This window comes from Chamaesiphon sp. GL140_3_metabinner_50 (assembly GCF_025361915.1).
In the GTDB taxonomy this organism is placed as follows: Bacteria; Cyanobacteriota; Cyanobacteriia; order Cyanobacteriales; family Chamaesiphonaceae; genus Chamaesiphon.
In genome coordinates this window covers 1-26,854 of the sequence record NZ_JANYJC010000128.1, presented here as the reverse complement: position 1 = coordinate 26,854, position 26,854 = coordinate 1, and the positions used below count along the sequence as shown (strand labels likewise).

Sequence of the window (26,854 nt, the reverse complement as noted above, 5' to 3'; positions counted from 1 at the left end):
ACGATTTATCAGGCTTAATAAATAATTTCTTCCTGGATGAAGAGATGTTCCCAGTTGCCACAACTGGAGAACCGACCTCAGAGCCAATCGTTGTCGATGTTGTGCCTTTAACAATGGAATCGAAGGAAGATTTATCAGGCTTATTAAATGACTTCTTCATCGATGAGGAAATATTCCCAGCTACGACAACTGTAGAACCAATCGAGGAGCCGATTGCGATCGGCGATTCTACATCATTAAAAACCGAAACTAGCGAAGAGTTGTCAGACTTATTAGATGACTTCTTCGATGAAAAAATATCTTCAGTTGCCGCAACTATAGAGCCAGTTATTTTCGATACTACGCTACTCGCGATCGAACCTAATGAGGATTTATCAGACTTATTAGATGATTTCTTTATCGATGAAGATTTTGAAGTCGATCTACCTAAATCGATCCAGTCAGAAACATCTAGCTCGGACAGTATTACACCACCAGCCGAATTAGATGAATTCGATTTAATTGCATTAATTGAAGACCAGTTATTTGTCGCTGCCGATCCAGTTGTCGCCGCAGATCCTCAGATTGCGACTAATGCGGCGGTAGAAGTTAAACGGGGGATTTCGATTCCCGTACCCCTCGAACGACTGGATCGATCGGCCCAACAAGTAGTAGATACATTACTCACAGCCCGCGCGGTGGCGAACGTTTCCAACCGTCTCCAATCTCAACTGAGCCAATTGAGCGTCCTCACTCAAGAAAGTTCGCAATTTGTCACCAGACTGCGCCAACTTCAAGATAACTATGCCCTACTGCGCGATCTCAGCGATCGCGACTCCAGTAATAACGTCTCGATCGAACGTTATCGTCAAGGTTACACCACGATCGTCCGGCTGCTCGAAAACATGCTGCGGATGTCCGAATTGGGTCTAGAAATCGAAACAACCGCTTATCAGAACCACGGCTATCTAGACGACCTCGATCGTAGTATTCTCCGCCTCAAGGATGGAATTGAAACCAGTCGGCTCGTCCCATTTCGGAATCTCACGCTTCGCGCTAAGGCAATCTTACGCGATCTGACCAATCGTTATGGCAAACCTGCCGAACTCATCGCCCAAAATGAGCAAGTAGAATTAGATGCTGGCATCGTCCAGCAATTAGAGCCAGCTTTGCTCCACCTATTACGCAATGCCTACGATCATGGTTTAGAAACCGTCGCCCAACGGCTAGCTGCTGGCAAACCAGAGCGAGGGACGATTTGGGTTTCGCTCCAGCGGCGCGGAAATCGCTATCGGCTAGAAGTCGAAGATGATGGTAGGGGGATCGATGCCCAAGCCATCGAGCAAATTGCTAAATCGAAAGGATTCTCGACCCAGAAAATTTCAACCACTAGCGAACTTTTAGCGGTCATCTGTCAGCCAGGATTTAGCTCTAGCAGCACTGTTAGCGAAGTATCGGGGCGGGGTGTCGGGATGGATGTTGTCGTCGCTCAGATGGCGAGTATCGGTGGTAAATTAAGCCTGGATACCGAAATCGGTCGCGGTACTAAGTTTACGATCGAAGTTCCCGCTCCACAGTTATTAGTGCCCTGCGTACTGTTCCAAGTTGGCGATCGCACTGTGGCTTTCCCCACCGAAGAAGTTCTCGAAACTGCATTGCTGAGTTCGATCGCTGCCACCATGTCCACAGATGACGTTGGCATGTGTGCCTGGACGCTGACAACCAGTCGCGGTGATGTGTCTGGCTTCGATTTAGCTAATTATTGGCAGTATGCTACTCGCTCGCTCCCCGATACCGCCGTTGGCATTCGGACTCGTCAAGGTACCAATGGTGTCGAAATTTGGTCGATCGCCGACGACTTACTCGGACAAGCCGAACTGCTCATCAATCCCTTACCCAGTCCGCTAATTGCCCCAGCGGGACTACTCGGAGTCAGCCTCCAATCAGACGGTCGATTAATTTCGATCCTCGATCCGATCGCCCTGACAACCAAACTTGCTAAGGGTAGCGATCGCACCACCGACTATGGTCAGAGTACCTTCGCTGTCGAGCGCGTCAAGTCTTCTAGCCCAGTCATTCACATCGTCGATGATGCCGCCCTGATGCGCCGTCGTTTTGAAGCCAGTCTCCAGACTTATGGATTTGTTACCCATACCTGCAACGATGGTCTAGAAGCCCTGAGCTGGCTACAAACTAATCCCCACCCTGATTTAATGATTACCGATGTCGAGATGCCCAATATGGACGGGTTTACACTGATCGATCGAGCGCGTCAAGCCAAGATTAATATTCCGATCCTGGTTGTCTCGTCGCGATCGTCCGAAGAATGGGGCAAAGAAGCGCGGCGACTGGGTGCAAACGACTACCTTAGCAAAGGTTTCTCCACCCCTGAGCTGCTCCAAAAAGTTAATTCACTATTAGGATTGGTGGCAAAAATCTAATTGCAGGGGTGGGGATCGGTATAATTACTCATAGAACACCCGCTCGGTTGGCTATCGGTCGCTCGTTCGCTAAACATTGACGTTGGCGTAGCCGCGCCGAGAGGTAATCGGCTAATTGAAGCATAATGGATGAGGCATTAAATTCCGCTCGTCATTGGAACAGGTGTCGAGCGTTCGTCTCAATTTGCCATCATTTCAGATTAGTTTGTCCATCCTCGATCGTTAGAATTAAGTACATACATGGAAGCACTATACGATTACGCCTGGTTGATTCCAGTATTTCCCCTGGCTGGGGCGATGCTAGTCGGATTAGGATTGATTTCGCTAAATAAATTTACCAATGGACTGCGAGATCTCAATGCAGTTCTAATTATTTCCTTAATGGGTGCGGCGATGGTGATGTCGTTCGCCATCCTCAATAGTCAGTTTCAAGGGCATCCCACCTACATTCGATCGTTTGAATGGGCATCGGCTGGCAGTTTTCACCTGAATATGGGTTATACGATCGACCATCTGACATCATTAATGTTAGTCATCGTGACGACTGTTGCCATGTTGGTGATGATCTACACCCACGGGTATATGTCCCACGATCCTGGCTATGTCAGGTTTTACGCTTACCTAAGTTTATTTAGCTCCTCGATGTTGGGCTTAGTAATTAGTCCCAACCTCGTTCAGGTATATATCTTCTGGGAATTGGTGGGCATGTGTTCTTACCTGCTAATCGGCTTTTGGTACGATCGTAAAGCTGCCGCCGATGCCTGTCAAAAAGCATTTGTCACCAACCGCGTCGGCGATTTTGGCCTACTATTAGGGATGCTCGGACTCTACTGGGCGACTGGTAGTTTCGACTTCCAAATTATCGGCGACAGGCTCCAAGAATTAGTCGCATCAGGCGCAATCGGCGGCGGTCTAGCTGCCTTATTTGCCATCCTCGTGTTTATGGGGCCAGTTGCTAAATCCGCGCAATTTCCGCTCCACGTCTGGCTTCCCGATGCAATGGAAGGCCCGACCCCCATTTCCGCACTGATCCACGCTGCCACAATGGTTGCCGCAGGCGTATTTCTAATCGCGCGGATGTATCCCGTCTTCGAGGGCATCCCCACCGCCATGAATACGATCGCCTGGACGGGCGCAGTTACCGCCTTTCTGGGTGCTTCGATCGCAATTACCCAAAACGATATCAAAAAAGGTCTGGCTTACTCCACCATGTCCCAACTAGGCTACATGGTAATGGCAATGGGTGTCGGAGCCTACTCCGCAGGTTTATTCCACCTAATGACTCATGCTTACTTCAAAGCCATGATGTTCCTCGGCTCCGGTTCCGTCATCCACGGTATGGAAGAAGTCGTCGGACACAATCCCGCCTTGGCCCAAGATATGCGCCTAATGGGCGGCTTGCGGAAACACATGCCCGTAACTGCTTCGACATTTTTCGTCGGTACCCTGGCAATTTCCGGTATTCCCCCCTTCGCTGGCTTCTGGTCTAAAGACGAAATTCTCGGTGCCACATACGCCGCAAATCCGCTGCTCTGGTTCGTTGGTTTCCTCACCGCTGGGGTAACCGCGTTTTATATGTTCCGCATGTATTTCTCGACCTTCGAGGGCAGTTTCCGGGGCAATGACCAGCAGATTCAAAAGCAATTACTCGCCGATGCTCGTCCGAGCGGTGTCGATGCCCACGATGACGCTCATGACGATGCCCACGGTCACGCTCATGCCTCCAAACCCCACGAATCACCCTGGAGCATGACCTTACCTCTAGTCATTCTCGCCGTCCCTTCCGCCCTCATCGGCTTAGTCGGTACGCCATTTAATAACTACTTCGAGGCATTTATCTCCGCCCCCGGACATGTCGAAATCGCCCACGAATTCGACCTCAACGAATTCTTAATTATGGCAGGTAGTTCCGTCGGTATCGGTCTGATTGGCATTACTCTAGCATCGCTAATGTACCTCAGCCGTAAAATCGATCCGAGTGCGATCGCATCCAAAGTCCCCTCACTCTACAATCTATCCCTGAATAAGTGGTACATCGACGATATTTACAATAGCGTCTTCGTCATCGGCTTACGCCGCATCGCCCGTCAGGTAATGGAAGTCGATTACCGCGTCGTCGATGGTGCCGTAAACCTGACTGGTTTAGCCACATTACTCGGTGGTGAAGGCTTAAAATACCTCGAAACCGGACGCGCTCAATTCTACGCCCTGATTGTCTTCGGCGCAGTCTTAGGTTTAGTCATCGTGTTTGGAGTTACTTAGATCTAAGTTGTCCTAACCACCCTGGCGATTGCGATAGGTAGTGGCATTGCTGATGAGAATCAATGCCAACGAAGTTATCTTATCCATCAACTCCCACACGAAAATCCCCTCCTTGGAGCGAAAAGTGCGGTCTTGGGGTTCCCCCAAGTGAAGCACCTTTTCAAGAGAGGGGTGCCCGAAGGGCGGGGCGTTGCACTGAGCGAAGTCGAAGTGTGGGTAGATATCCGCCTCCCACAATTCACACAGTTATAATCGAACCAAACGATGCTAACGCGGGTCAACTACCCCACAAAAGCACGTTCCCAGAACCAAATTAAACTCATTACAATTACGCCGCCAGAAATTAACCGCCGAATAGTTAAATCCCCAGGTAACTTACGAAGATAAGACAAACAAACAAAAGTAAATAGCACGATCGCAATCTGTCCCATTTCGATGCCCGCGCTAAAACTCAGTAGCGATACTAATAAATTATCTCTAGGTAATTCTAATTCCTGCAAAGCCGAAGAAAAGCCTAAGCCATGAATCAAACCAAACCCAAAAGCTAACTTCCATCTGCCTAAATCTGGTTCTTTCTTCCATAAGTTTTCAGCCGCAACGTACGCGATCGATAGTGCAATAATAATCTCTACCCAGCGACTCGGTACCGAAATAATATTTAAGACTGCTAAAGATAAAGTAATCGAGTGAGACAGACTAAATGCACTAACAACCTTAATCAGATAATTTAGTTTTCCGCCTAACATGAGGAGACTAACTAAAAATAAAATATGGTCGTAACCAGTCCAAATATGCTCGATACCCAATCCGATAAAACTAGTAATCTGTTGTAAAATTGGCGCGTCGATGAGCGCGACATTTTTAGATGTTGGTGTTAAGACTAAATTGTCGAGTCGATCGCCATTAGCTACTTGTGCCAAACACCGCGCTGTATTTACCCCTGGTATGAATAGATCGTAATGTAATTGCAATTGGCTTATCGGCTGCGCCCAATGATATTGCAATCGTAAATTACTATGAGTATCAGGTGTAGCAATCAGGTTCGATGGTAACTTTTTTGCAACTGTAGACTCGATCTTTAAAGTTTCACTTCTCTCTCTCAATGCTGTCAGTTGAACTTTTTCATTAAAAAACGTCTGAAGATCTTTTTGGTGTTTAGCGATCTCGGCCTCTGATAATTGGTTGTTCTTATCGTCATCAAACTGGGCGACTAAGCCAGTTGGAATCGTCAGATTAATATTAACGTCTTGTCGATCGATCTGAATATCTGCTACTGCTAAATCTGCCCAATGTGCCTGAGCTGGTATGGCAAGATTAAAACTCAACCACAATCCGAATAATAACGCGATCGAACTTCTGGTAAATCTAGAAATCTGAATTTCAGAATTTAGCATATTTTTAAATTTAATAAAAATTGTAATTAATCGTAAAGTTTTATTTAGCTCGTTATCGATCGTTTTTAAAAACTATCTGCCGCAGATTTAAAAAATAATCTTTAACACATTACCCCCACTCGCCAAAATGGTGAATCATTCTAATTCAATCCCGATAATCCCACGCCCAAACCAAGAGCCTGTCTCGCCCCATCATCAAACAGCGGATCGATTTCCTTCACTAGTTCTCGATACTGTGTTGTTTGCGCCGATTGCCCTCTAGCAGCCGCAATAACCGCCGCTCGATCGGCTAAACCCGGATCTCTAATTCCTGACTTTAAAGCCGTCTCCATCGCCTCCTGCGCCCGATCTAGCTGACCCATTTGGAAGTAAGCCGCAGCTAATGTATCCCAAGTTTCAGGATCTTGACGAATTTTAATTTCGGTTTGCATTAACGTTAGAGCCTCAGCGCAATCTTGGGGTTGTCCCCATTCCATTAGCAATTGCGCCAACTCGCGCCGATGTCCGAAACCAGTCAAATCCGTTCGCAATCTCGCTACCGCCTGATTCCAGGTTTGGTTAGCCTTGGCGGTATCGCCTTGCAAGCGTTGGACTCGCGCCAAGCCTCTGAGGGCGATATGATCGTAAATTGTCGGGGCTTTTTGATTGGTCAGGAAAAATCGATCGTATAATTCGATCGCTTGTTGTCTGTCAGCAGTCTGAGTCGGATTGCTCTGCCAGCGTCGGACGGATAATTCTGCCAGATTTAATAATGCTGGCGAATATTTTGGCAGAATATCTAAAGCCGATTTATATAAGTCTTCAGCCTGCTGGAGTTGTCCCCGTTTATAATACAGCCGCCCTAATAACGTCCGCACCCACGCCGAGCTACCCGCATCCTCTGGCTCTTCAGCCGCGATTGCTGCTTTCAAATCGCGAATTGCCTCGCGATCTTGTCCCTGTGCTACTTCTACCAAACCTTTAATTGCAATATTATTCAGCGTCGGCATTCTTTTAACTAATACATCCGCAGTTTGTCGCGCCTCGATGGTTTTACCTAAAGCTAGCTGGGTAGTGGTTAATAGAGATAGAGATTCTGCTTGTGGGGGGAGTTTTTTGAGTAGGGTTAAGGTTTGGGCAAAATCGTGTTTTGCGGCAGATACTCTAGCTAACACTACAATCGCACTATTATTTTCGATCGATAATCGATCGAGCGATTCCTGAGCGGTTGCTTGAGCGAGAAGATACCAACTGCTCTCGCCCGTAGCGCGTGCCATTTTTAGGTAAGCTTGAGCTAATGAAGCTCGTTCTAATCCCGCTGTCGGTTGTTGTTGAATCTGGCGTTTGTGAAAGGCGATTTCTTGTTGAAGATTTTTGGTAATTTTCCCGACTTCCGGACGCTGAAAGCGATATTGCCAAGCCGGATTAATTCGGGGAGCTGAAAATACATGATAAATCGCGATCGAGACACCAATGGTAGCGAGGGCACAAATCGCGATCGCTTGATGTGGAGATGATTTTTTAAAGACAGGGATTTGCATATATAGTGGGAGTTTTAAGATTAAATATATAATTTAAACAAACAGCAAGCCACAGCTAAAGCATTTGATTACTTTAGCTCGATTACTGGCGTTGTCTCGGCATTAGGAATTTGGGTTTTAGGATCGATCGGCTGCGGAACAACACTGTTACTATTATTGTTATTATTAAATATAGGCTTAATTTCAACCTTTGCCGAGCCAATATTCATCGAGCCTTCCTTCATCTCGGCGAGTAAAATGCGCGGATCTTTATAGCCCAATCTTGGAGCCAATAAAATGGCAATCCCGCGCGCTAATTCTGTCTTATTTTGGGCGATCGCTTCTGCTAAAGTCAGCATTAAAGTCCGATTATCATCCAATCGCTGCTTAGTGCGATCGGCTTCGCCTTGCGCGATTTCTGGCGAATTCGGTCGCCAAGTCAAACCGAGTTGCCATCGCACATTACTACCAGAAGTTGGCGAACCACTATTGAATCCACCATTAAAAGAATTGCTATCGCTATTTGCCGAACCTAGATCGAGTTTGACACACACACTAGAGCAATTATCAGAACCGCCAGAAAACGAAGAAAATTGAGCGCGAACCGGATCGGCGATCGCGATCGAGCAGATCGAGAACAATAAAATATATTTCACATCAATTATTTATATGTTTTTTAGGATGCTAGTAGCCTAGTTTTACTTCTCGATCGATTTAAACCAAGCCGCTTGACCGTAGAAATCAACTTTATCTGTAAATAGATTCCAAATAGTTCCATCTATAATCTGAAATTCTGCACCAGTTTTACTCACCCGAATGCCGTTATACTTATCGAAATAATTATGGATTTTTGCTCGTTCCATCATTGCCGCTCTGGCAGATCGATCGACAGGTTTGGCAGTATTTCTAGAGTGCATAGTTGTCAATTCTGCCCAGGAAACTTCCCATAAATCTAGCACCCGTTGATTGCCATAAGTCAAAATCGGATCGGCAGTATTATCGTGACTCAAAATATAAAAGTCGGCTTCAAATACTTGCCGTCCCAATTTAGCTAATGAAAATCCATACTCTTGGATGAGATCGCAACCCGTCCATCGTTTGAGATTTTCGAGCATAATGACGACATGCTCTTGGTGGTAATTATTTTCAGGCGCAGGCGGATCGAGTGGAAATTCAATCATTGGGTTAGGTGCTTGAATAGTCAAATTGAGGCGGCTCGGCGGCGATGCGATCTCATCCGCACCATCTACCCAATCCACTGGGCTGGTCACCCGCCCATCAGCACTTTTCGCTCCAAGGAGGGGATTTTTAACATCAGATCTCCCCTCATAAAGGCTACCGCGTAACGACATCTAGAAACATGCGAAGTTGGTAGGAATCCCCCTGTCTTGTCTCGCATAATCCCCCTTGGAAAGTGGGACTTTTAAAGCCCCCTTGGAAAGGGGGTTGGGGGATTTAGATCTCAAAACGAAGTCCAACCGACTCGTACGTATATTAACGACCTAATTTGGCAACGCTAAATAAGGGAAACTACCTTCCAACGGTTTGTGACCTTGAGCGGGATTGTTGCCAGTTCCTTCATAAGAAACGTTATCACTCTTGACCGCGCCATTGCTCAACACGTTGAGAGTTTGATCGATGACATCATCCTTGAGCATCCGACCGCGAATGGGGCTACCGCTGCTATTAACAGCATTTAGATAACCGCTGGCTCCAGAGGTATCGATCCGCATGACATCGGGTAAAAAGGCGTTGAGCAGAACTTTGGTACGATCGTTATTATTACCGAATGCCTTGAGCGTGCGCGTAGCTTCAGCAGCAATCGGGCTAGCAGCCGGAGTGAGATCTGCTGTCGGCGGTACGCTATTGAAAGCATTGAGTAGATTATTACTGACGATTAAGCCCTCATTAATCGCCGGACGAGCCAAGCGTTCGACTTGCTGGAATTTACCAGTTGACGGATCTCGGAGCGAAATTGTCTCCCAGATATCATAAACATTAGTACCAGCAGTACTATTCTGATTTTGGAGAAATTGCTGTGGAATCCGTGCGACGATCGTGTTGACGTTATAACCTTTAGCAAAATCTACAGCCTGGTTAGCCGGACGGAACCCAACACCAGGGCCAGTGCCTAATGCACCAGCGCGGACGCGGAAGAATTGTTCGACATCGAAGAAGAACGGATCTTCTCGCAAACCAGCAAAAACGGCAATTTTGGAATTATTAGCACCCAATTGATTGACAATCGGTTTTTCGGAATTTAGTGGTGTCGTACTCAGATTTGTAGCGGAGACTTCTTTACCATCTTTAATGACGGTAAATTTAATTTGCTGCTGGTTACGATCGTTTGGTGGTGCAAATTCAAAGCGGAGGGTAATATCTTCTTGTCCGGTTGGGGTCGCATCTTTATTCGCAACGCGAGTTAGTTTAAACTCATAACGGGCATTAGTACTAAAAAAGTATTGTTGACGAGCGACAGATCGGGGATTGGTATTCATGACTAAGACCAAATCGCCTGGTGCTGCATTCGGGTTTTGATCTTGTTCGCGGAATGCATACAAGTCAGTTAAATTCAAGCTCCGAGATTTACTATCGGCTTCGCCATCATCATGATCTGAAGCCATGAGGTATCGAGGTAAACTAGTTGCACCCAAGATAATGCCCACTGCAACGCTACCCAAAACTAGCGATTTTTTCCAATTAATGCGATCGAACTTAGGCTTTGAGAATAACATATATGGTTCTATCGATCTGGGTAAGATGAGTATTTCGATCGATTCATTTAGATATACGCTGCTACTTCGAGAATGGATCTCTTATCGATCGAGATCTTGCTAAATTACACCTGTTTCGGGTCGATGATGGCGATTCTCTTTCGCCAGCGGCTGTGCTAACGTTGGCGTAGCCGCGCCCAGAGGTAATCGCTTTGTCGTCGTTGACATATAACTCGGATCTAAAAACAATCGGGATGACAACCACCGCATCGAGCATCAGTTCGATTTCGGCGAGACTGCGATGATTGCGAGGCTTATCATTGAGATCTGACACCGCCGCCGCACCAGAATCAGCATAGCAAATCGGACAATCGAGATTGCAGCGATCGGTAATCTCCACCAGCGTCACACAACTATGCTGCTCGCGATCTGGGCACAATCCGCAGTCATACGGGCAACCACGCTCGATCGGCGTATTAAAATGACTGGCATATCCCCCGGCTTGATAAAGTCCTGGCAGAGCTTGTAGTACTCAATATCGTCAGCGATCGGTACCTCTTCTCGCCCATGCGTCAGACAATGTTTGACTAAATAAACCGCCTCATCCCTAAAGATAATCTTGGCTTCGACTTTCACCAAACATTGGGAGCAAATACTATTCGTCAAACCATAAAATAAATAAGGGCGAGTAGGCATACGATCGGAAAATAGGGGTAAACAGTTGATAGCGAAGTTGCGATCGGGGCTAGATGAGCCGACGCATGGCTTGGCGATAATATACCAATCCCAGTAGACAGGCAATTTGAATCGCGCTCGTGCCCAGAAGTGAATGAAAGTCGGGTTTGATAAAATCGATCGCCCATCGAAACGCTAGATAGCAGATCGCATAAAACCGAAATAAATCGCCCTGAAGGTATGGCTTGCGCTCTCTGTACTTGAGAAAGAAGCACAAACTCACCATAAATACTACCTCATAAAGTTGCGTAGGATGACGCATAATCCGATCGCCAAAATCCACCCCCCAAGGCAGAGTCGTAGGCGTACCATAGGTTCGATCGCTCAATCCAGTCAAAAAACACCCAATTCTACCGATCGCCGTGCCAATAATTAACGGATAAGCAAAAGCATTCCCCGTCGCCGTCTCAATCTTGAGTAATTTCTTGGTAACTTCGACCCCAAACACCGCTCCCAACAACGCACCAACGATCGTTTTACCACCCAGTAGCAGCACGGCAACATTTACTTGTCCCGTCCACAACAAATCGAGATGCTGTACCACCGCCAGCAACTTAGCTCCCACCATTCCACCCGTCAAACCACCGACAATGACCACCCCCCGCTGTTGTGGCTCCACGCTACTATTCCGAAACCGCCGTAGTGCCAAGCGCAGCGACACAAAATAAGCAATACTCTCAAATACTGGATGCGGATGAATCTTCATCCCTCCAATGATTAAATAAACCGGGAATTCCATGCTCAACAGGTTTTTCCCGATTGTACTTTACTGTGCGTATGGCTATCTCGATCGCGTTGGCTCAAGCCTGCCGTAAGCACAGCGTCTCGGAGAGAAGAGAAGCGTCCCCTCTGGGGAATGGTTAAGGCTGGAGAAGTTTATCCGGTATCTCAACTTTGGGATGACTTGGATGATTAGGTTATGACAGAAGTTTTAATTACGCTACCATTCAAACGTCGTTTTAAAGATCTATCGAAACGTTATCTAAAAATCCAAGGGGATATTACTGTGGCAGAAATTGAAGATGCGATCGGGCAAACTTAATAAATATCGATCGAATCTGTATTCGCTTTATCTAGTTATCGTCCAACCTTGAATATGTTGCTGTAGTTCTGGAAAGAAAGAATGAAAATCTCGTTCGAGATCGATCGATTCCCGTTCGAGTATTGGCATCGCATCAACCAGCTTAATTCTGTCACCCATTCTGGCTCTAATTCGATAATCGATTCTATCTAGAGCATTTTCTACACCAGCTAAGTGTTGATAACTGCTCAACCAATCGCCATCCACCAGATACCCGATGATTTGTCTAGCCGATGATGGAATCTCGCCTGAATAGGTTTGAAATGATTCATATATCTCTACCGTAAAATCAGCGAAGATAGTAGCTGAATGTCTTTTTCGATGGAACGATATCTTTTATTAAGCTTTTTTAGCTCCTTTTTATATGAAATACTTTCGTAGATCTCGATCGGCGGTATTTTATCCTGCATGAACTATCTTCTAGCTTCGCTGAGTTCTCTTACAAAAGTTAGATGCTGTTCGTAGCTATTCCCCTCAAATTCATCGAATTTATTCGGAGATTTATCATCTTTAATAAACCACATCACAACATCAACAGATTGAGCTTTGGTTTCTCTTAGTGGCCGATCGAGGATAAGTTGACCTTCTTCATTAATTTCTCCTGTAGTTTTAATCTTTATCTCATCCCACATCTCTGCAACTGGGGTACACTCGCCTCTTGAATATTCGCGTAAGCTCTCAACAATATCCGCAAGAATCTCGGCTTTAGTTGGTTCGCGATCGTCTTCGTCATCATCACAAAATATAATATCAATTTCAACCTGCTGCGGCTTTATTTCGTTTAGTGACTCATGAAGGATGAGTCGATTGTGATCGTCTATTTCTCCTGGTACTTCGATATATCTCATATAGCTTCAGGTATTATTTGAACTTAACTCTAATTTAACATTAACTTCTCAATGAAGTTCTCGATCGCGTAGCGTACCGGAGGTAAATGAATCCACCCAATTTAATCGTCCGACTCATCTTCCTCTAAATCTAAATCGATTTCTGCTAGTATTGGCTCCACTTCCAATTCAACATCCACCTGTTGAGATTCAACTGCTACAGCTTGACGGACATATACGGGACATTTTGCTGTCGGATCGACATCGCGTTTGTACAGTGGACTATCTTCGCCGCGACAGAGATAGCCGTCGAAAAACTCGCATACCGCGCAACAATCCATCCCACTCAAAATCGCGGCATCAACTGTAAAAGATTTATGGCTGGCGGGTTTGAGCATTAAGCCGCCTTTCGTCCATTTTGCCGATAATAATCCCGTGGCGGCTAAATGTTGCCAGCGGGGATCTTCGAGTACGCTATCGGCGATTCGCAGCCACGCGCCATCGAATTCGGCTTCGATTTCGATATCAAATTCTTGCCCTGCATCGACTCTGGCGACTTGGGCTTTGGAGAGGTGTTCGGGTGCTTGTCCGAAGGTGATGGTATCGCCGACTTCGGGGATGTGAATCCAATATTTATCGCGTAAATCGCCAGCGCGCGAGAGTTCGTGGAGTGCGGATTTGGAGCCGTGGATCAGGATTAAGTGTTGGGGGTTGACGCGATGGATGACTTGGGTAATCCCGACTCGATCGGCATGAGCTGATAAATTGAAGCGTTGAATTTTGGCTCTGACGGTGAGGGGGGTACCGTCGAGTTCGATTTCGGCTCCTGGCTCTAGGCTTTGTAGTAAGCGTCCTGGCGATTCTTCGTCGGTGTAGCCAGAGATGAAAACGGCAGCATTTTCCCGTTCTAATAGAATTTTAGCGTAGCCGATGCTGGCTCCACCTGTCAACATGCCGGAACTGGCGATAATTACTGATGGGTGAGCGATCGCGAGGGGGCGTTCTTTGGGCAAGCCGATCGAGATGATGCGCGGTGAGGATTTCTCGCTGAAGAAGGGGGACTGGGTTTTGGCGAAGTTTTGGACGGATGCGGGGAGTAGTTCTAATTGGGTTTGGAATAAGTCGGTGACTTCGCGGACTAAGCCATCGACGTAAACGGGGACATTGATGCTGTGGAATAAGGCACTAGTGCGGATGGCGAGGATAATTTCCTGCGCGCGTCCGAGGGCGAAGGCGGGTATTAAAACGTTACCACCTGCGCTGACGACTTCGACGATCGCTTTAATTAAATCGCTCTCTTGGCTGCGGCGGGAAGGGTGGGTATCTGCGCCGTAGGTGGATTCAGTAATTAAGATGTCGGCTTCGGGTAAATCGGCGAGTTTTAAGCCTTCTGCGGTGCGGCTGCTGGTGGTATTATAGTCGCCTGTATATAACAGGCTGCGATTGCCGTATTGCATGTAGATACAGGCTGCACCGACGATGTGCCCAGCATGAATGAAGCGAACTGTCAAGCCTGGGAGCGGTGAAAAGTCTACGCCGATGGGTTGAGTTTGGAGGGTAAATAGGGTGCGATCGAGATCGTCGGCGGAAAATACCTGTCCGAAGTCTTCATTTCCTTCTCTTTGCTTGGCTGTCTGGACTTTTAAGCCATCTGTGAGCATCACATGGGCGATTTCTCGCGTCCCGTGGGTACAAATCATCGGTACGTCGGGAAAATCACGATGGAAAATCGGCAACGCCCCAATATGATCGAGGTGGGCGTGGGTAATTAAGATTAAATTAGGATGCTCTAATAATTCAAATGCAGGTAAAGGATCGCTCCCTTTGGGGCGAGTCCCTGCATCCATGACGATCTCATAGGGGCCAATTTGCACCCGAAAACAAGACGCACCAATCCCCCGCGCCGCACCTAAAGGAGTGACAATTAACCTGTCTAAATATTTCTCGCCATCTGCTTTCTCTAATTCTCCCAGTCCCCCCGTCTCCCCGTCCCCCCGTCTCCCCGTCTCGCCAAATTTACTTCGATGCGGATAAACATAAACTCGCGCACTGAGGCGGCGTGAGTTGACCTGTACGCGCGCGCGTAGCTCTGAGGGGACGAGACTTTGGGCTTCCCATTCCCACGTTGGCTCTTTGACTCGCGTTAGGGATAGTTCCCAGTCACGTTGGTGCAGCCCATTCCCTGGAGAACTGGATAACTCGTTATTTAGGGTCTCTAGCGCGATCGCCATCAATTCGGCAGATTTATCCCGATCGACATTTCGGGGGTTGTAAACAGTCTTAGGGGTGACACTGGGGAGAGATTTGGCGGCGGCTGCTCTAATTTCTGCTTCGGCGATCGGCTCGGCAATAATAATTGCTAATTTCATGCCGACGCGCTGGGCGACAAAATGCCATAATTGCCCGGTTTTGACTGCTTCGGGCGGATCGAGCAGGGTGGGACGAATCGTGGTTTCGCCGTGTCTGTCGATCTTGACTGTGACGATATTATGCTTGCGACTGACTTGGCGAGTTCTCCCGACGCAGACGAATTTATCGGCTGCTGGCTCAGTGGGAGAATGCGCTGCGACGATTTGCATTCGGGTAATCGTCCCGTCGGTTTGCATAATCGGGATGACCAGCCACTGCTTATCGCCCTCGATCGCGGTAATATCTCCTAATGGTGCCGCCCGAAATTGACAACCATCGGGGGTAGTTAATACTAGTTTATTAGCATCGCGATCGTCAGGGGCGATAATTCCACTAACTGTCATTTCACAAGAATGTGAGAGTGAAATTTCGATCGCTGTCGCAGATGACGAGCTGTTGGAGTTAGTGGACATAAAAAATGTGCGATCGTCAAATGCTACCGCAGACGATCGGTGTTGGTGTACATACCTTAACTCACCCTACTGCAAATTGAAAATTAGTTAGATTTAATTCGAGCGTTAATTTGTCTAAATTTGTAAATTAACGCTCGATTTGGATCGATCGCCAGTGTAACCCAACACCAACCAACAATTCTCATTTTAAAACTCTTGCACTATTTAAGTGACTCGTTCCCGTGAGCCTCTCCCCTGGAGAATTGCTGTCAGGTTGTTAACGACAGAATGCGGATTGCAGCAGTTTTATTTTTAAAAACTACCCTCAGATCCATTTCCTGCTTTGCCTTTCCCGATGGAGAATCTCAATTTTCATCATGAGAATTACCGAACGCCAACACCCGATCTACCATCGCTTACTCTTCATCTTCAAAATCTTCCATATCGCCGCCGACAACTACGTCCCGAATCCGCAGACTCGGCCCACCAACCCCAACCGCCAAGCCACCTTGACCACCTTTACCGCAGCCGCCAGACTCATCCCAGTAAAAATCATCTCCGATGCCTTCAATATCGCCTAACGTCTTAAATACATTCCCCGATAGCGTGACATCTCGCACTGGTTCGGCAATTTCGCCATTGCGAATCATCCACGCTTCGCCTGCTGTAAAGGTAAACATCTCGCCATTTGTCATTCCCCCCAGCCAGTTGCGCGCATATACGCCTTCGGTAATATCAGAAAATAGATCCGCCACGGGTGTTTTACCACGTTCGATCCAGGTATTGGTCATTCGCACGATCGGCGTATGATGATAATTCAGACAGCGGGCATTTCCCGTCGCCGCTTCATCTAGTTTCCCCGCCGTCTCCCGCGAGTGCAACCGCCCGACTAATACGCCATCTTCAATCAATTGCGTCGTCGTTGCGGGTGTCCCCTCATCATCGTATAAATAGCTGCCCCGATGCCCTTGGGGTGCGGCTCCATCAAAAATCTGTAAGTCTTTACTCCCAAATCGTCGTCCCATTGTCATCACTTCTAACAAATCGGGATTTTCATACATCGAGTCTGCCTCTGAGAGGTGTCCGAATGCCTCGTGGACGAATAACCCCGTCAAAATGGGGTCGATAACCACAGTATAGGCATTGCCCTTAACAGGCGGCAGGAAGAGGGCAGCCACAGCCCGTTGAGCCGCACTTTCGACCTGGCGATCGAGTCCGATGGTGTCTTCGTAGGCTTTACGCGATCCGAGGGTTTCGCGTCCGGTTTGGACGGTATCGCCATTGCGCGCGGTGGCTGCAAACCGAATCTCCATATCTACCCACGACTGTTCGATGAGGGTACCTTCAGATGTGGCGAGGACGACGTGTTGGGCACTATCGCCATAGCTGACATAAGTCGTCGCAATCCGTCTGTCAGTCGTCTGGAGAATTTGGTTGTAATGCTCGCATAATTTCTTCTTATTTGCCAGCGGAATATGGCGCGGATCGGTACCCGTCAGGGGTAAACTACAGCTAGTCTGAATAATCTCGATCGGTGCCAATATCGTCTCATCTTCCCCAATAATCCGCGCTGCGGCGATCGCTTCTTCGATTCTGTCGGCTAATGTCTCCAGCCGATTGAAACTCGCAAACCCCCAGCCACCCTTATAACACGCCCGCACCTGTCCGCCGACAGCCAAATCTTCACTCAGGGTTTCGACTTTATCGCCCCGAATTAAAATATCTGTCCCTTCGGACTCTTCTAGTCTAATCGCTAAATAATCTACCCGATCGCGGTAACGCTTAATCAAGTCTGTCAGGCGGTTTTTGCTATCAACGATGATGGATGGCATGGGGAAGATGGGAGGTGGGAGATGGGAGATGGGAGGTGGGAGATGGTAGCTTTAGTAGAGTGGGCACTGCCCACCATCTGGGTTATAGCCCGTCAGCTAGGTTTTAGCTCACCGATCCTATTGTAAATGTTTGGGTCGCACCACTGACGCGGAGATAGTTTATGTACCCTAAATTTCTGAGGCTTTAACACTCAGATAAATACCTGCAAATCGATACTTAACAGCGATGAATTACTACACTGCGATCTCCAAATACAATGAGTGGATGAATCAGAAGCTGTATGCTGTCTGTGCCGATATTCCTGATGTGGAGCGAAAATCCGATCGTGGGGCTTTTTTTAAATCGGTGCATGGTACTCTCAATCATATCCTGGTTGCGGATCTCATTTGGTTGGGTCGATTCACACAAGCACCATTTGTCGCCAAACTCGATCGCGAATTATATAATGATTTTAGCGAGTTACGGACAGAACGGGAACGACTCGATCGAGTAATTATCGATTGGACACAAGATTTAACTCCAGACTGGCTGAATGCAGATTTCACCTACACCAATAGTTCCTGTGTCACCCGTACGCTCCCTCATTGGTTGCTGGTGACACATCTATTCAACCATCAAACTCACCATCGCGGACAAATTACTACTTTACTCAATCAGATGGGCTACAATCCTGAAGTCACAGATTTACCTGCCATGTTGGATAGTGAATAGTGGATGGGGGATAGGGAATTGATGGCTATTCTGACTGGAGAGATAGAACTGAGTGGATTTAGTGTTATTGATGCTCATCTCGATCGAGCGAACATCGAGCGATTGATTCAAGATATTACCGCTCTCGATTTTCCACCTACCCAAGCCGGAATTAGGAATTTATTAGAACTACTCCCCAGCATCCGCACGTTGGCACAGAGTCCTGAAATTCGATCGGTAGTAGAACCAATTTTAGGCGATTCTCCAGGGGAGAGGCTACGCCAACGCGTGCACGTTGTCAGAGGGATATTTTTCGACAAACAGCCTCATGCCAATTGGAAAGTTCCCTGGCATCAAGATCTCACCATTGCCGTCAAAAATCGCCTAGAGGTACCCGATTTTCATCCGTGGTCGGTCAAAGCCGAAATTCATCACGTTCAGCCGCCTGTGGCTATTTTAGAGCAAATGCTGACGGTGCGAATTCATCTCGTTCGCGTAGCGTCGGCTTTGCCGAATCGTACGGATGAATCGAATGGAGCCTTGAAAGTAATTCCCGGTTCTCACACTCAGGGTAGATTAACCGCACCAGATATCGATTTGTGGAAACAGTCGCCAGCGATTTCTTGTAATTGTCAAGCTGGGGGAATTTTGCTAATGCGTCCGTTATTATTGCACGCATCTTCGATCGCTACCACACCCAGTCATCGTCGCGTCATTCATCTTGAATATGCCAGTTGCCCATTACCGTCGGGATTGGAATGGTATTACTCGGATCTTCAGGAAGAGAACGGAGTGAAGCGTCAATGGTGAATAGACATATCCCTACGGTACGATTAACACGCAGGGTGGTTTCATACAAGAAAATAAAAATGTAAAAACCCTAGTGTTTAGTCTTCAACCGCCCTCGAATGAATTCGGGGCTAATAGCCAAAGTTCACTTCAGTGAACTGAAAAAGTTTTTTTTTGTGTATGAAATCACTCTGCTACGGAACGATTAACACGGGACATGGCGAGAGATTTATCACTCGACTAGCCACACTTTCGGCTGTATGCTCTAAGTCTAGACCGATGCCGCGACTGCCCATCACAATCAGATTGACATTGAGTTCGTCAGCCACATCGCAGATTGTAAATGCTGGCTTACCTTCGCGCTGCAAGATTTCGGCGACGATGCCGTGCTTGGCAACCGAATCTCGTGCCGAGTGTAACAACCTGTCGATCGCATCTGGAGACTGCATGACGGGATCTTCCAGTACTTCGGCATCGAGATCTGGTGTCTCGACCACCGATAATAAAATCAGCTTACTGTGATACTTTTGCACTAAATCGATCGCCACAGCAATGGCTTCTTGGGCTTCACGAGAGCGATCGAGCGGAAATAGAATGGTATCGAACATATTACACGAGGCTCAATAACCGTGGCGTTTATCCTCTTACTACCTTATTTTCGATCGCCCGATTCAACTCGATCGAGATTGGTAACAAATCTACACGGGTTTTCCGGTAGAATTAAGGACGGCGGAGCTAAATGTTGTCTTTACTACAGCAAAATCGGTATTACTTACGAATTTTCTCAGCTTTTAAGATCGAAAAATTTAACCACCAGATTTATAAGGAGTTTAACTAATGTCCAAGAAGTCCATCGCCAGTCTCTCCGCCGCCGATTTAACAGGCAAACGCGTCCTCGTCCGTGCTGATTTTAACGTACCTGTCGATGATGCCGGAAATATTACCGACGATACCCGGATTCGAGCAGCTCTGCCCACCATTAAAGACCTCACTAGCAAAGGTGCTAAAGTTATCCTTTGCAGCCATTTCGGTCGTCCTAAAGGCGTGGACGAGAAATTACGCCTGACTCCCGTTGCCAAGCGGTTGTCGGAGCTGTTGGGCCAAACTGTGGTCAAATGCGATGATTGCATCGGCGATGAAGTTGCCAGCAAAATCGGCGCGATGGCAAATGGACAAGTTGCACTGCTAGAAAACGTCCGTTTCTATCCAGAAGAAGAGAAAAACGATCCCGAATTTGCTAAGAAATTAGCAGCTAACGCTGACTTATATGTCAACGATGCATTCGGTACCGCACACCGCGCTCACGCTTCGACTGAAGGCGTAACTAAATACCTGAGTCCTGCGGTTGCTGGTTACTTAATCGAGAAAGAATTAGAATATCTCCAAAACGCGATCGAAAAGCCTCAAAAACCGTTAGCCGCGATCGTCGGTGGTTCTAAAGTATCGAGTAAAATCGGTGTAATTGAAACTCTCCTCGATAAATGCGATAAATTATTCCTTGGCGGTGGGATGATTTTCACCTTCTACAAAGCACGCGGTTTGAATGTTGGTAACTCGCTAGTTGAAGATGATAAATTAGAACTCGCGCGGAAGCTCGAAGCTAAGGCTAAAGAGCGCGGCGTGCAGTTATTATTACCTACCGACGTAGTTGTTGCCGATAAATTCTCGGCTGAAGCTAACACTCAAATCGTCGATGTAAATAATATCCCCGACGGTTGGATGGGATTGGATATCGGCCCCGATTCAATTAAAGTTTTCCAAGCTGCTTTGGCTGACTGTAAAACAGTAATTTGGAACGGCCCGATGGGTGTATTTGAAATCGATAAATTTGCGGCTGGCACTTTTGCCGTTGCAAATACTTTAGCTGAAATTTCTAAATCTGGTGCGATTACTATTATCGGTGGTGGCGACTCGGTAGCTGCTGTTGAAAAAGCTAATTTAGCCGACCAAATGAGCCACATTTCCACAGGTGGTGGTGCTTCGTTAGAGTTACTAGAAGGTAAAGTTCTACCTGGAATTGCCGCATTAGATAATGCGTAAACATCTGTTTACCCAATTATAGAAAAATGCGATCGCCCGCTTCAACAAATCGATAAGATTGTGATTGAAGTGGGTTTTATCATTTGCTTTCGATCGATCCATCCGCTAATACCAATTCTCTGAATTACTGCTACAGATTTTTACCACTCCCAACCTCCCCTTATAAAGGGGAGGAGCAGATTATAAACAGGTATCTGTAACTTTACTTTTGGGATTTGGTACAACAACTGTTAACTTTGAAGAAGATTGCGATCGAACGTCCAACTTAGCGGACAATAGCTAAGAGGCGACCTCACCGTTTAAATGTGTAATGAAGAAATTAATTTCTGGTATTCGAGAATTCCAATCTGACTATTTTGATAAAAATCGATCGCTATTCGAGCAGTTAGGGCAAGGACAAGATCCGCGCGTACTCTTCATTACCTGTTCCGATTCCCGGATCGATCCCAATCTAATTACCCAAACCGATCCGGGCGATCTGTTTGTGATTCGCAATGCTGGTAACATCGTACCGCCTTATGGTGCGGCAAATGGCGGTGAAGGAGCCTCGATCGAATATGCCATCCACGCGTTAAATATCGACCAAATTATCATCTGCGGACACAACCACTGCGGCGCAATGAAAGGCTTACTCAAGCTCAACGAACTTCAAGCAGATATGCCCCTGGTTTATGATTGGCTCAAACATACCGAAGCAACGCGGCGAATGGTAATTGAAAATTATGGTAACTACTCAGGCGAAGAACTCCTAGAAATTACCGTTGCCGAAAACATTCTCACCCAAATTGAAAACATTAAAACTTATCCAGTCGTACGATCGCGATTGCATCAAGGGCGGTTAAATATTTATGGGTGGGTCTATGAAATCGAAACAGGTGAGATTTTAGCTTACGATCCTAGCACTCATAGTTTTGTCGTGCCCCATACTCAGCTCTATCCAGAGGATGGCTCCAATTATCAACCCGGTTCCTACGTTCATACATACGCCCCACCCGTAAACGTCGCCCAACATCGAGAAGTCCACACTCCTGCACCTGCTAGCCTCGCCATTACACCCGCAGCATCTGGTTCCTCCCGGTTGTCAGCAGCACAGATCGATCGGATTTATAGAGGCTCCCAACCAAAAAAGTAATCGGTGTTTGCAAACTTTAAAAAAGTAGCAGTGGTGACAACCATTAGCTACTTTTCACATGCCTAATGCCAAGCTTACAGCAACACCAATTAGACCTAAAACCTAACACCTAACACCTATCCCCTAGCAACACCCATCCCCCTGATAGTGCCAAGTCGAAGGTGTGACGATACATTCACCTGGTAATAATGCAAATAATTTGGCGGCTGTTTTATCGCACACTGCCGTAGGTAAACCGCGTGGTAAAATATGCCCAGATCGATCGTCGAATACAGTTTCCTTACCCGCGTAAATAGCCGTTTTGCCTGTAAAAATACACGCGCCATCTTCGGGAATCGGTACCTTAAAAGCCACCGAATCGAGACTTTCTAATAACAAATGCTCGTCGAGCTGGTAGGTGGGTGCATCTAATAAGCGATAGGGACGACGCGCGCGGATTTCGATTTGTCCGAAACCACTGGCGATAATTCGCTGGGTGTATTCATCATAAGTCATCGCTCCAGATAGACACATTGCCCGCAAGCGTTCGTCTTGCTGTAAGTGTAACGGGATTTGCCGCGTCGCGATCGGATCGCTCATTTGCAGTCTACCGCCCGGTTTCAGGACGCGATAAGCTTCGGCTAAGGCCCGATCGAGATCCGCAGGTTCAAAGATATTAAACAGGCAATTCTGAGCGACTACATCTACCGAAGCATCGGGAACTGGTAATTCAAACGCATCGCCCGATCGAATCTCGACAAAACTCGGATCGAACCACGGGTTAGACTCCGCTGCTAATTTGAGGTTATGCGCCGCCGCAACCCGCATATCCGCCACGGGATCGATCGCGATGACCCCCGCCTTACGCCGACTAAAATAAGCAAACTGGAGAGCCTCTAAGCCACCACCCACGCCCACATACAACACTGTCGGCTCGTTTATCAGCTCCGATGGATGGACGGTACTACCGCAGCCATAGTTCATCTCTTGCATGATATCGGGAATGTGCAATCCTGGCAATTGCAGCGGACTACTTTGCACGCAGCACAAGCCAATTTCTGGCGTTTGGGCAACTTCCGTATAAAACGCGGCAGCAGTTTCTAAATAACCCATAGAGATAAGTAATTGCGATAGTTGGGAATCGACTATTTTAAAGGTGGGCAGGAAGTAGGTTTCTTAGAGGATGTTTGAAAAGTTTTAGTTGTTACGAGCGCAGGTTGTCGATCCCCCTAAATCCCCCTTAAAAAGGGGGACTTTAATCCGGTTCCCCCCTTTTTAAGGGGGATCTTCCAGGGCTTGCGAGTGCTATCTTATACTTTTCAAACACTCTCTTAAAAATCGCGAATGCTGGGAACGACGGCGAGATGGTTGGCGGCAGCTTGCATGGCGGCAATTTCAGCGGGACTCCACTCGTAAGTAGCTTGACAGTGGTGAGCTGCTAATAAACCCCACAAGCCGCGATCTGTGAGAATGGGCACAACGAGATTGGCTTTGACTTGTAATTCGCGCAATAAATCGCGATGACAGGGTTGAATCGGTTCGATTTCGATATCGGGAATCGCCCGCACTCTGCCGTGTTCGTAAAGTTTGGCATATTCACCATTAAAGCAGCCATCGGGGCCGCTAGCACCCAAAATCGAAAATTTACGATCGCTCAACGACTCAAAGGTGACGCGCCCCGCCCATTCGTAGTAAAAATAGTAGAGTACCACTCGATCGGCATTCATCGACTGGCGTAATTCGTCGGTAGTCGTCTGAATGAGGGTATCTCTAGCTAAATCGCGAGATAATCTGTCGAAGATAGTTTGAAGCGATGGATCGGGCATAACCTATGTAATGTGTGCTGTTTATTGTTTCTTCATTCAAGATTTACGGCAATAACTAACTCGATGGGTAGAAAATTATTGGCGCGCTGGCATCTTCGCTACGCTAATGAATCCGATCTAAAATTTGATGTGCCATTTCTAGTTTAGCGCAGGGCAGGATCTCGATCCGTTCGCCGTTCTTTTTGAGGATGACAGCTTGATTGCGATCGCTACCAAAGCCACTATCTGGTAAGTCTACCGGATTAGTGACGATCGCATCTAATTGTTTGCGCTCTAGTTTCTCCAGAGCTGGGGTGATAATATCGCCAGTCTGAGCGGCAAAGCCAATTAGGTACTGATGAGGCTTTTTAATTCTGCCCAATTCGGCAACAATATCAGACACTGGAGCTAATTGTAACTCGGTTGGCAACAGTTTTTTGGGTAATTTTTCGGCACTATAGGTCGCGGGTTTAACATCGGCGACGGCGGCAGACATAATAGTCAGATCTGAGTCTGGAAAATGTGCCAACATTTGGCGGTGCATATCTTCACTATTAATGACAGGCACCAGCTTGATGCGACGATCGATCGGGATATCTGGTAAGCTACTATGCACTAAAGTGATTATTCCACCTCGATATGCGGCGGCTTGCGCCAGAGCCAACCCCATTTTACCAGTTGACGGATTGCCAATAAACCGCACGGGGTCGAAAAATTCTCGCGTTCCCCCGGCACTAATTAAGACTTTTTTACCGACTAAATCGAGCTTGCCGCGAGTATGCAGCAGGGAATGAATGTAGGGTAAAATTTCTTCAGGCTCTGCCATGCGTCCCATCCCGACTCGATCGCAAGCGAGTAATCCGGTTGCTGGCCCAGCCGAATGATAGCGCGAATCTTGACTTAATAATTGCCAATTGCGATCGACTGCTACCTGATTCCACATTTCGGTATTCATTGCAGGCGCGAGTAAAATCGGACAGGTGGAAGCTAAGACGGTATTTGTGAGTAAATTATCGGCTAACCCGGATGCTAATTTACCCAAGGTATTAGCAGTTAGGGGCGCAATTACCAATAAGTCTGCCCATTCGCCCAATTCGATATGTAAGGGGCGATGGTGAATAGGTTGCCAAAAATCGCGATCGGTATAAGCAGGATGACGCGATAATGTGGCGACAGTTAGGGGGGTAATAAATTGCTCGCCGCCAGCGGTGAGGATGACTTTTACCTCGATGCCCGATTTGAATAGGCTGGAGATAATTTCGCAGACTTTATACGCGGCAATTCCGCCCCCAATTCCGATTAAAACTCGCATCGTATCGTTGTTTTCGGGTTGATTAGTGGGGCGTGCAGATCTACCCACCCCGCCCTTCGAGGCTACGGCTTATACACAAGTCGGCTAGACTTCGTTTCGAGATCTGAATCCCCCAACCCCCTTGGAAAGGGGGCTTTTAAAGTCCCCCTTTCCAAGGGGGATTTAGGGGGATTCAAGCCAACTTCGCTTCTAACTAAAGATGTCGGTACGCGACACCCCTCGCTGGATGGAATTTTTGAGGAGGGATTAGGCTTCGTCGTAGGCTTCGAGATCGAGGAGGTGAATGTAGGGTTCGACTAAATCTGGGCGTTGAAAAGCGATCGCGCGGAGGAAATGCCAATCTTTCAAGCCATCAAACGGGTTGCCATAATCATCGCTTTCCAACCGCATGGCGAGTGCTTCTACTTCTTCTGTAGTCAGGTTGGGGATAGTATTGCGTTGAGACATCTCGATCGTAGTCATAGGTCAAACCTCCTTACAAGTGCGGCAGAGTTTAGCAGCTATAGTTATCTTAGCCTTCTTATTTATTATTACCCGCGCATGGAGTCTGGATTAACAAATTTATTTATAATTTATCGCGATCGGTCACAAATTTTCTAACTACATTCAAAACTTCAGGCACGATCGAGTGTCCCATGTCAAATTCTTGATACCGTACGTCAACACCCCACTCTGTCAACCTTGCCTGAATCTGACGCGCGGCGGAAATCGGCACGACATCATCTTGTCTACCATGCACGATCGCCACAGGTGGGGCAGCTTGAGTAGGTTTCGATCGGTTTTGATGCAAATAACCACTCATGACAATCAGACCCGCTACAGGCAAATCTAGCCCGATCTCCAGCGTCATTGCCCCACCTTGAGAGAAGCCCGCAATCCAAGTGCGATCGAGTGGAATGCCCGTAGAAGCTGGGAGCGACTCGATCCAGGTAGTCAAAACTTCGCGACTGGTGGCGAGTTGTGCCAGACTGCGATCGTTCAATTGTCCCGCACCTGTAAAGGAATACCACATTTTACCATCGTCGCTATACTCGTGGTCGAAGATGCCATTAGGAAATAGAAATTGATATTCAGGCAAGTCAAAATAGGGCACTAAATCGCCTAAATCGTTATGATTGGCACCCCAACCATGCAATAACACGATCGTGCCAACGGGCGCATCGGTACGAGCGGGAACGAAAATAATATCGAGCTGAGGATCTGGTTCGATTTGAGTCATGTGCGATAGATAGTTTGAGTAAAATTACGTGACGGAGCAAAAAAGCTCGATCGGGTTATGTTTAAGCTTTCTTTTATACCCTAGTTCGTACTATAGTAAGGCGTTTAGCAATAAGTAACCCCTTCCCATTAGTAGAATCATGACATTAATCCGCCTCATTCAAAAAGCCAGCATTGTAGCTGGGATGACTTTTGCTAGTCTTTCGTTTCACAGCAATCCAGTACAAGCTGAAATCACCGAGTTTTGCATCATCGCTAGTAATGGCAAGACTGTATGCGGCAAGCCAAGAGGGATCGAGCGGATGTGTATAACTACAAATGGT

24 protein-coding genes and 1 pseudogene are annotated in these 26,854 nt (G+C 47.2%); 8 read left to right on the top strand and 17 right to left on the bottom strand.

The features are described from left to right. Both Q0R35_RS06915 and Q0R35_RS06910 read left to right on the top strand, forming a co-directional pair. Positions 1–2,420: response regulator (locus Q0R35_RS06915; RefSeq protein ID WP_295615360.1), on the top strand; the 2,420-nt coding region annotated here is incomplete at its 5' end. 240 nt (positions 2,421–2,660) lie between these two features. Continuing rightward, the gene (locus tag Q0R35_RS06910) at positions 2,661–4,682 is read left to right on the top strand and encodes an NAD(P)H-quinone oxidoreductase subunit 5 (RefSeq protein WP_295615359.1); all 2,022 of its coding nucleotides are present in this window, start codon (positions 2,661–2,663) and stop codon (positions 4,680–4,682) included. A 281-nt stretch (positions 4,683–4,963) separates the two neighbouring features. On the opposite strand, the gene Q0R35_RS06905 is transcribed toward Q0R35_RS06910, so the two are convergent. The 7 genes and pseudogenes from Q0R35_RS06905 to Q0R35_RS06870 all read right to left on the bottom strand — a co-directional run bounded on the left by Q0R35_RS06905 (position 4,964) and on the right by Q0R35_RS06870 (position 11,763). After that, a complete protein-coding gene (locus tag Q0R35_RS06905; protein WP_295615358.1) occupies positions 4,964–6,076 on the bottom strand; it encodes a HupE/UreJ family protein in 1,113 nt (370 codons plus the stop codon). A 140-nt stretch (positions 6,077–6,216) separates the two neighbouring features. Beyond that, the gene (locus Q0R35_RS06900) at positions 6,217–7,596 is read right to left on the bottom strand and encodes a lipopolysaccharide assembly protein LapB (protein ID WP_295615357.1); all 1,380 of its coding nucleotides are present in this window, start codon (positions 7,594–7,596) and stop codon (positions 6,217–6,219) included. A gap of 68 nt (positions 7,597–7,664) precedes the next feature. Next, a complete protein-coding gene (locus tag Q0R35_RS06895; RefSeq protein ID WP_295615356.1) occupies positions 7,665–8,231 on the bottom strand; it encodes a hypothetical protein in 567 nt (188 codons plus the stop codon). A 42-nt stretch (positions 8,232–8,273) separates the two neighbouring features. Beyond that, positions 8,274–8,927: an MEKHLA domain-containing protein gene (locus tag Q0R35_RS06890; protein ID WP_295615355.1), complete on the bottom strand. Its 654-nt coding sequence runs from the start codon at positions 8,925–8,927 to the stop codon at positions 8,274–8,276. A 150-nt stretch (positions 8,928–9,077) separates the two neighbouring features. Further along, complete coding sequence (locus Q0R35_RS06885; RefSeq protein WP_295615354.1) at positions 9,078–10,310, bottom strand: DUF4331 domain-containing protein; 1,233 nt, start codon at positions 10,308–10,310, stop codon at positions 9,078–9,080. A gap of 238 nt (positions 10,311–10,548) precedes the next feature. Continuing rightward, positions 10,549–10,985 (bottom strand): annotated as a pseudogene (locus Q0R35_RS06875) (radical SAM protein); the annotation flags it as partial. Between the two features lie 49 nt (positions 10,986–11,034). Then, on the bottom strand, positions 11,035–11,763 hold the full coding sequence (locus tag Q0R35_RS06870; protein ID WP_295615351.1) for a prolipoprotein diacylglyceryl transferase family protein: 729 nt from the start codon (positions 11,761–11,763) through the stop codon (positions 11,035–11,037). 180 nt (positions 11,764–11,943) lie between these two features. On the opposite strand from Q0R35_RS06870, the gene Q0R35_RS06865 reads away from it, so the two are divergent. Beyond that, positions 11,944–12,066 carry a hypothetical protein gene (locus Q0R35_RS06865; RefSeq protein WP_295615350.1) on the top strand — a complete coding sequence of 41 codons (123 nt, stop codon included), beginning with the start codon at positions 11,944–11,946 and terminating at the stop codon, positions 12,064–12,066. 27 nt (positions 12,067–12,093) lie between these two features. Here Q0R35_RS06865 and Q0R35_RS06860 read toward each other — a convergent pair whose 3' ends face one another. From Q0R35_RS06860 to Q0R35_RS06845, 4 genes are all read right to left on the bottom strand, one after another. Next, complete coding sequence (locus Q0R35_RS06860) at positions 12,094–12,438, bottom strand: acyl carrier protein phosphodiesterase (RefSeq protein WP_295615361.1); 345 nt, start codon at positions 12,436–12,438, stop codon at positions 12,094–12,096. 80 nt (positions 12,439–12,518) lie between these two features. After that, positions 12,519–12,953 carry a hypothetical protein gene (locus tag Q0R35_RS06855; protein WP_295615349.1) on the bottom strand — a complete coding sequence of 145 codons (435 nt, stop codon included), beginning with the start codon at positions 12,951–12,953 and terminating at the stop codon, positions 12,519–12,521. A 101-nt stretch (positions 12,954–13,054) separates the two neighbouring features. Next, the gene (locus tag Q0R35_RS06850) at positions 13,055–15,754 is read right to left on the bottom strand and encodes an MBL fold metallo-hydrolase (protein ID WP_295615348.1); all 2,700 of its coding nucleotides are present in this window, start codon (positions 15,752–15,754) and stop codon (positions 13,055–13,057) included. 395 nt (positions 15,755–16,149) lie between these two features. Continuing rightward, positions 16,150–17,565 (bottom strand): TldD/PmbA family protein, encoded by a 1,416-nt coding sequence (locus Q0R35_RS06845; protein WP_295615347.1) that lies wholly within the window; start codon positions 17,563–17,565, stop codon positions 16,150–16,152. Between the two features lie 226 nt (positions 17,566–17,791). On the opposite strand from Q0R35_RS06845, the gene Q0R35_RS06840 reads away from it, so the two are divergent. Continuing rightward, a complete protein-coding gene (locus tag Q0R35_RS06840) occupies positions 17,792–18,277 on the top strand; it encodes a DinB family protein (RefSeq protein ID WP_295615346.1) in 486 nt (161 codons plus the stop codon). Between the two features lie 21 nt (positions 18,278–18,298). Then, the gene (locus Q0R35_RS06835; RefSeq protein ID WP_295615345.1) at positions 18,299–19,066 is read left to right on the top strand and encodes a phytanoyl-CoA dioxygenase family protein; all 768 of its coding nucleotides are present in this window, start codon (positions 18,299–18,301) and stop codon (positions 19,064–19,066) included. A 173-nt stretch (positions 19,067–19,239) separates the two neighbouring features. Here the strand turns inward: Q0R35_RS06835 and Q0R35_RS06830 are convergent, their stop codons facing one another. Continuing rightward, entirely contained in the window at positions 19,240–19,653 is a 414-nt protein-coding gene (locus Q0R35_RS06830; protein WP_295615344.1) for a universal stress protein, read from the bottom strand. A 229-nt stretch (positions 19,654–19,882) separates the two neighbouring features. Here Q0R35_RS06830 and Q0R35_RS06825 point away from each other — a divergent pair, with 229 nt between their 5' ends. Both Q0R35_RS06825 and Q0R35_RS06820 read left to right on the top strand, forming a co-directional pair. Next, positions 19,883–21,085: a phosphoglycerate kinase gene (locus tag Q0R35_RS06825; RefSeq protein ID WP_295615343.1), complete on the top strand. Its 1,203-nt coding sequence runs from the start codon at positions 19,883–19,885 to the stop codon at positions 21,083–21,085. Positions 21,086–21,395: 310 nt separating this feature from the next. Continuing rightward, positions 21,396–22,217, top strand: coding sequence for a carbonic anhydrase (locus Q0R35_RS06820; protein WP_295615342.1), 822 nt, complete (start codon positions 21,396–21,398; stop codon positions 22,215–22,217). Between the two features lie 123 nt (positions 22,218–22,340). Here the strand turns inward: Q0R35_RS06820 and arsM are convergent, their stop codons facing one another. The 5 genes from arsM to Q0R35_RS06795 all read right to left on the bottom strand — a co-directional run bounded on the left by arsM (position 22,341) and on the right by Q0R35_RS06795 (position 26,532). After that, on the bottom strand, positions 22,341–23,309 hold the full coding sequence (gene arsM / locus Q0R35_RS06815) for an arsenosugar biosynthesis arsenite methyltransferase ArsM (protein WP_295615341.1): 969 nt from the start codon (positions 23,307–23,309) through the stop codon (positions 22,341–22,343). A 218-nt stretch (positions 23,310–23,527) separates the two neighbouring features. Continuing rightward, entirely contained in the window at positions 23,528–24,022 is a 495-nt protein-coding gene (locus Q0R35_RS06810; RefSeq protein ID WP_295615340.1) for a GAF domain-containing protein, read from the bottom strand. A 103-nt stretch (positions 24,023–24,125) separates the two neighbouring features. Then, complete coding sequence (coaBC, locus tag Q0R35_RS06805) at positions 24,126–25,313, bottom strand: bifunctional phosphopantothenoylcysteine decarboxylase/phosphopantothenate--cysteine ligase CoaBC (protein WP_295615339.1); 1,188 nt, start codon at positions 25,311–25,313, stop codon at positions 24,126–24,128. A 246-nt stretch (positions 25,314–25,559) separates the two neighbouring features. Further along, the gene (locus tag Q0R35_RS06800) at positions 25,560–25,775 is read right to left on the bottom strand and encodes a DUF2555 domain-containing protein (RefSeq protein ID WP_295615338.1); all 216 of its coding nucleotides are present in this window, start codon (positions 25,773–25,775) and stop codon (positions 25,560–25,562) included. Positions 25,776–25,878: 103 nt separating this feature from the next. Then, positions 25,879–26,532 carry a dienelactone hydrolase family protein gene (locus Q0R35_RS06795; protein ID WP_295615337.1) on the bottom strand — a complete coding sequence of 218 codons (654 nt, stop codon included), beginning with the start codon at positions 26,530–26,532 and terminating at the stop codon, positions 25,879–25,881. Between the two features lie 139 nt (positions 26,533–26,671). On the opposite strand from Q0R35_RS06795, the gene Q0R35_RS06790 reads away from it, so the two are divergent. Next, positions 26,672–26,854 (top strand): hypothetical protein (locus tag Q0R35_RS06790; protein WP_295615336.1); only part of this gene is annotated, 183 nt, incomplete at its 3' end.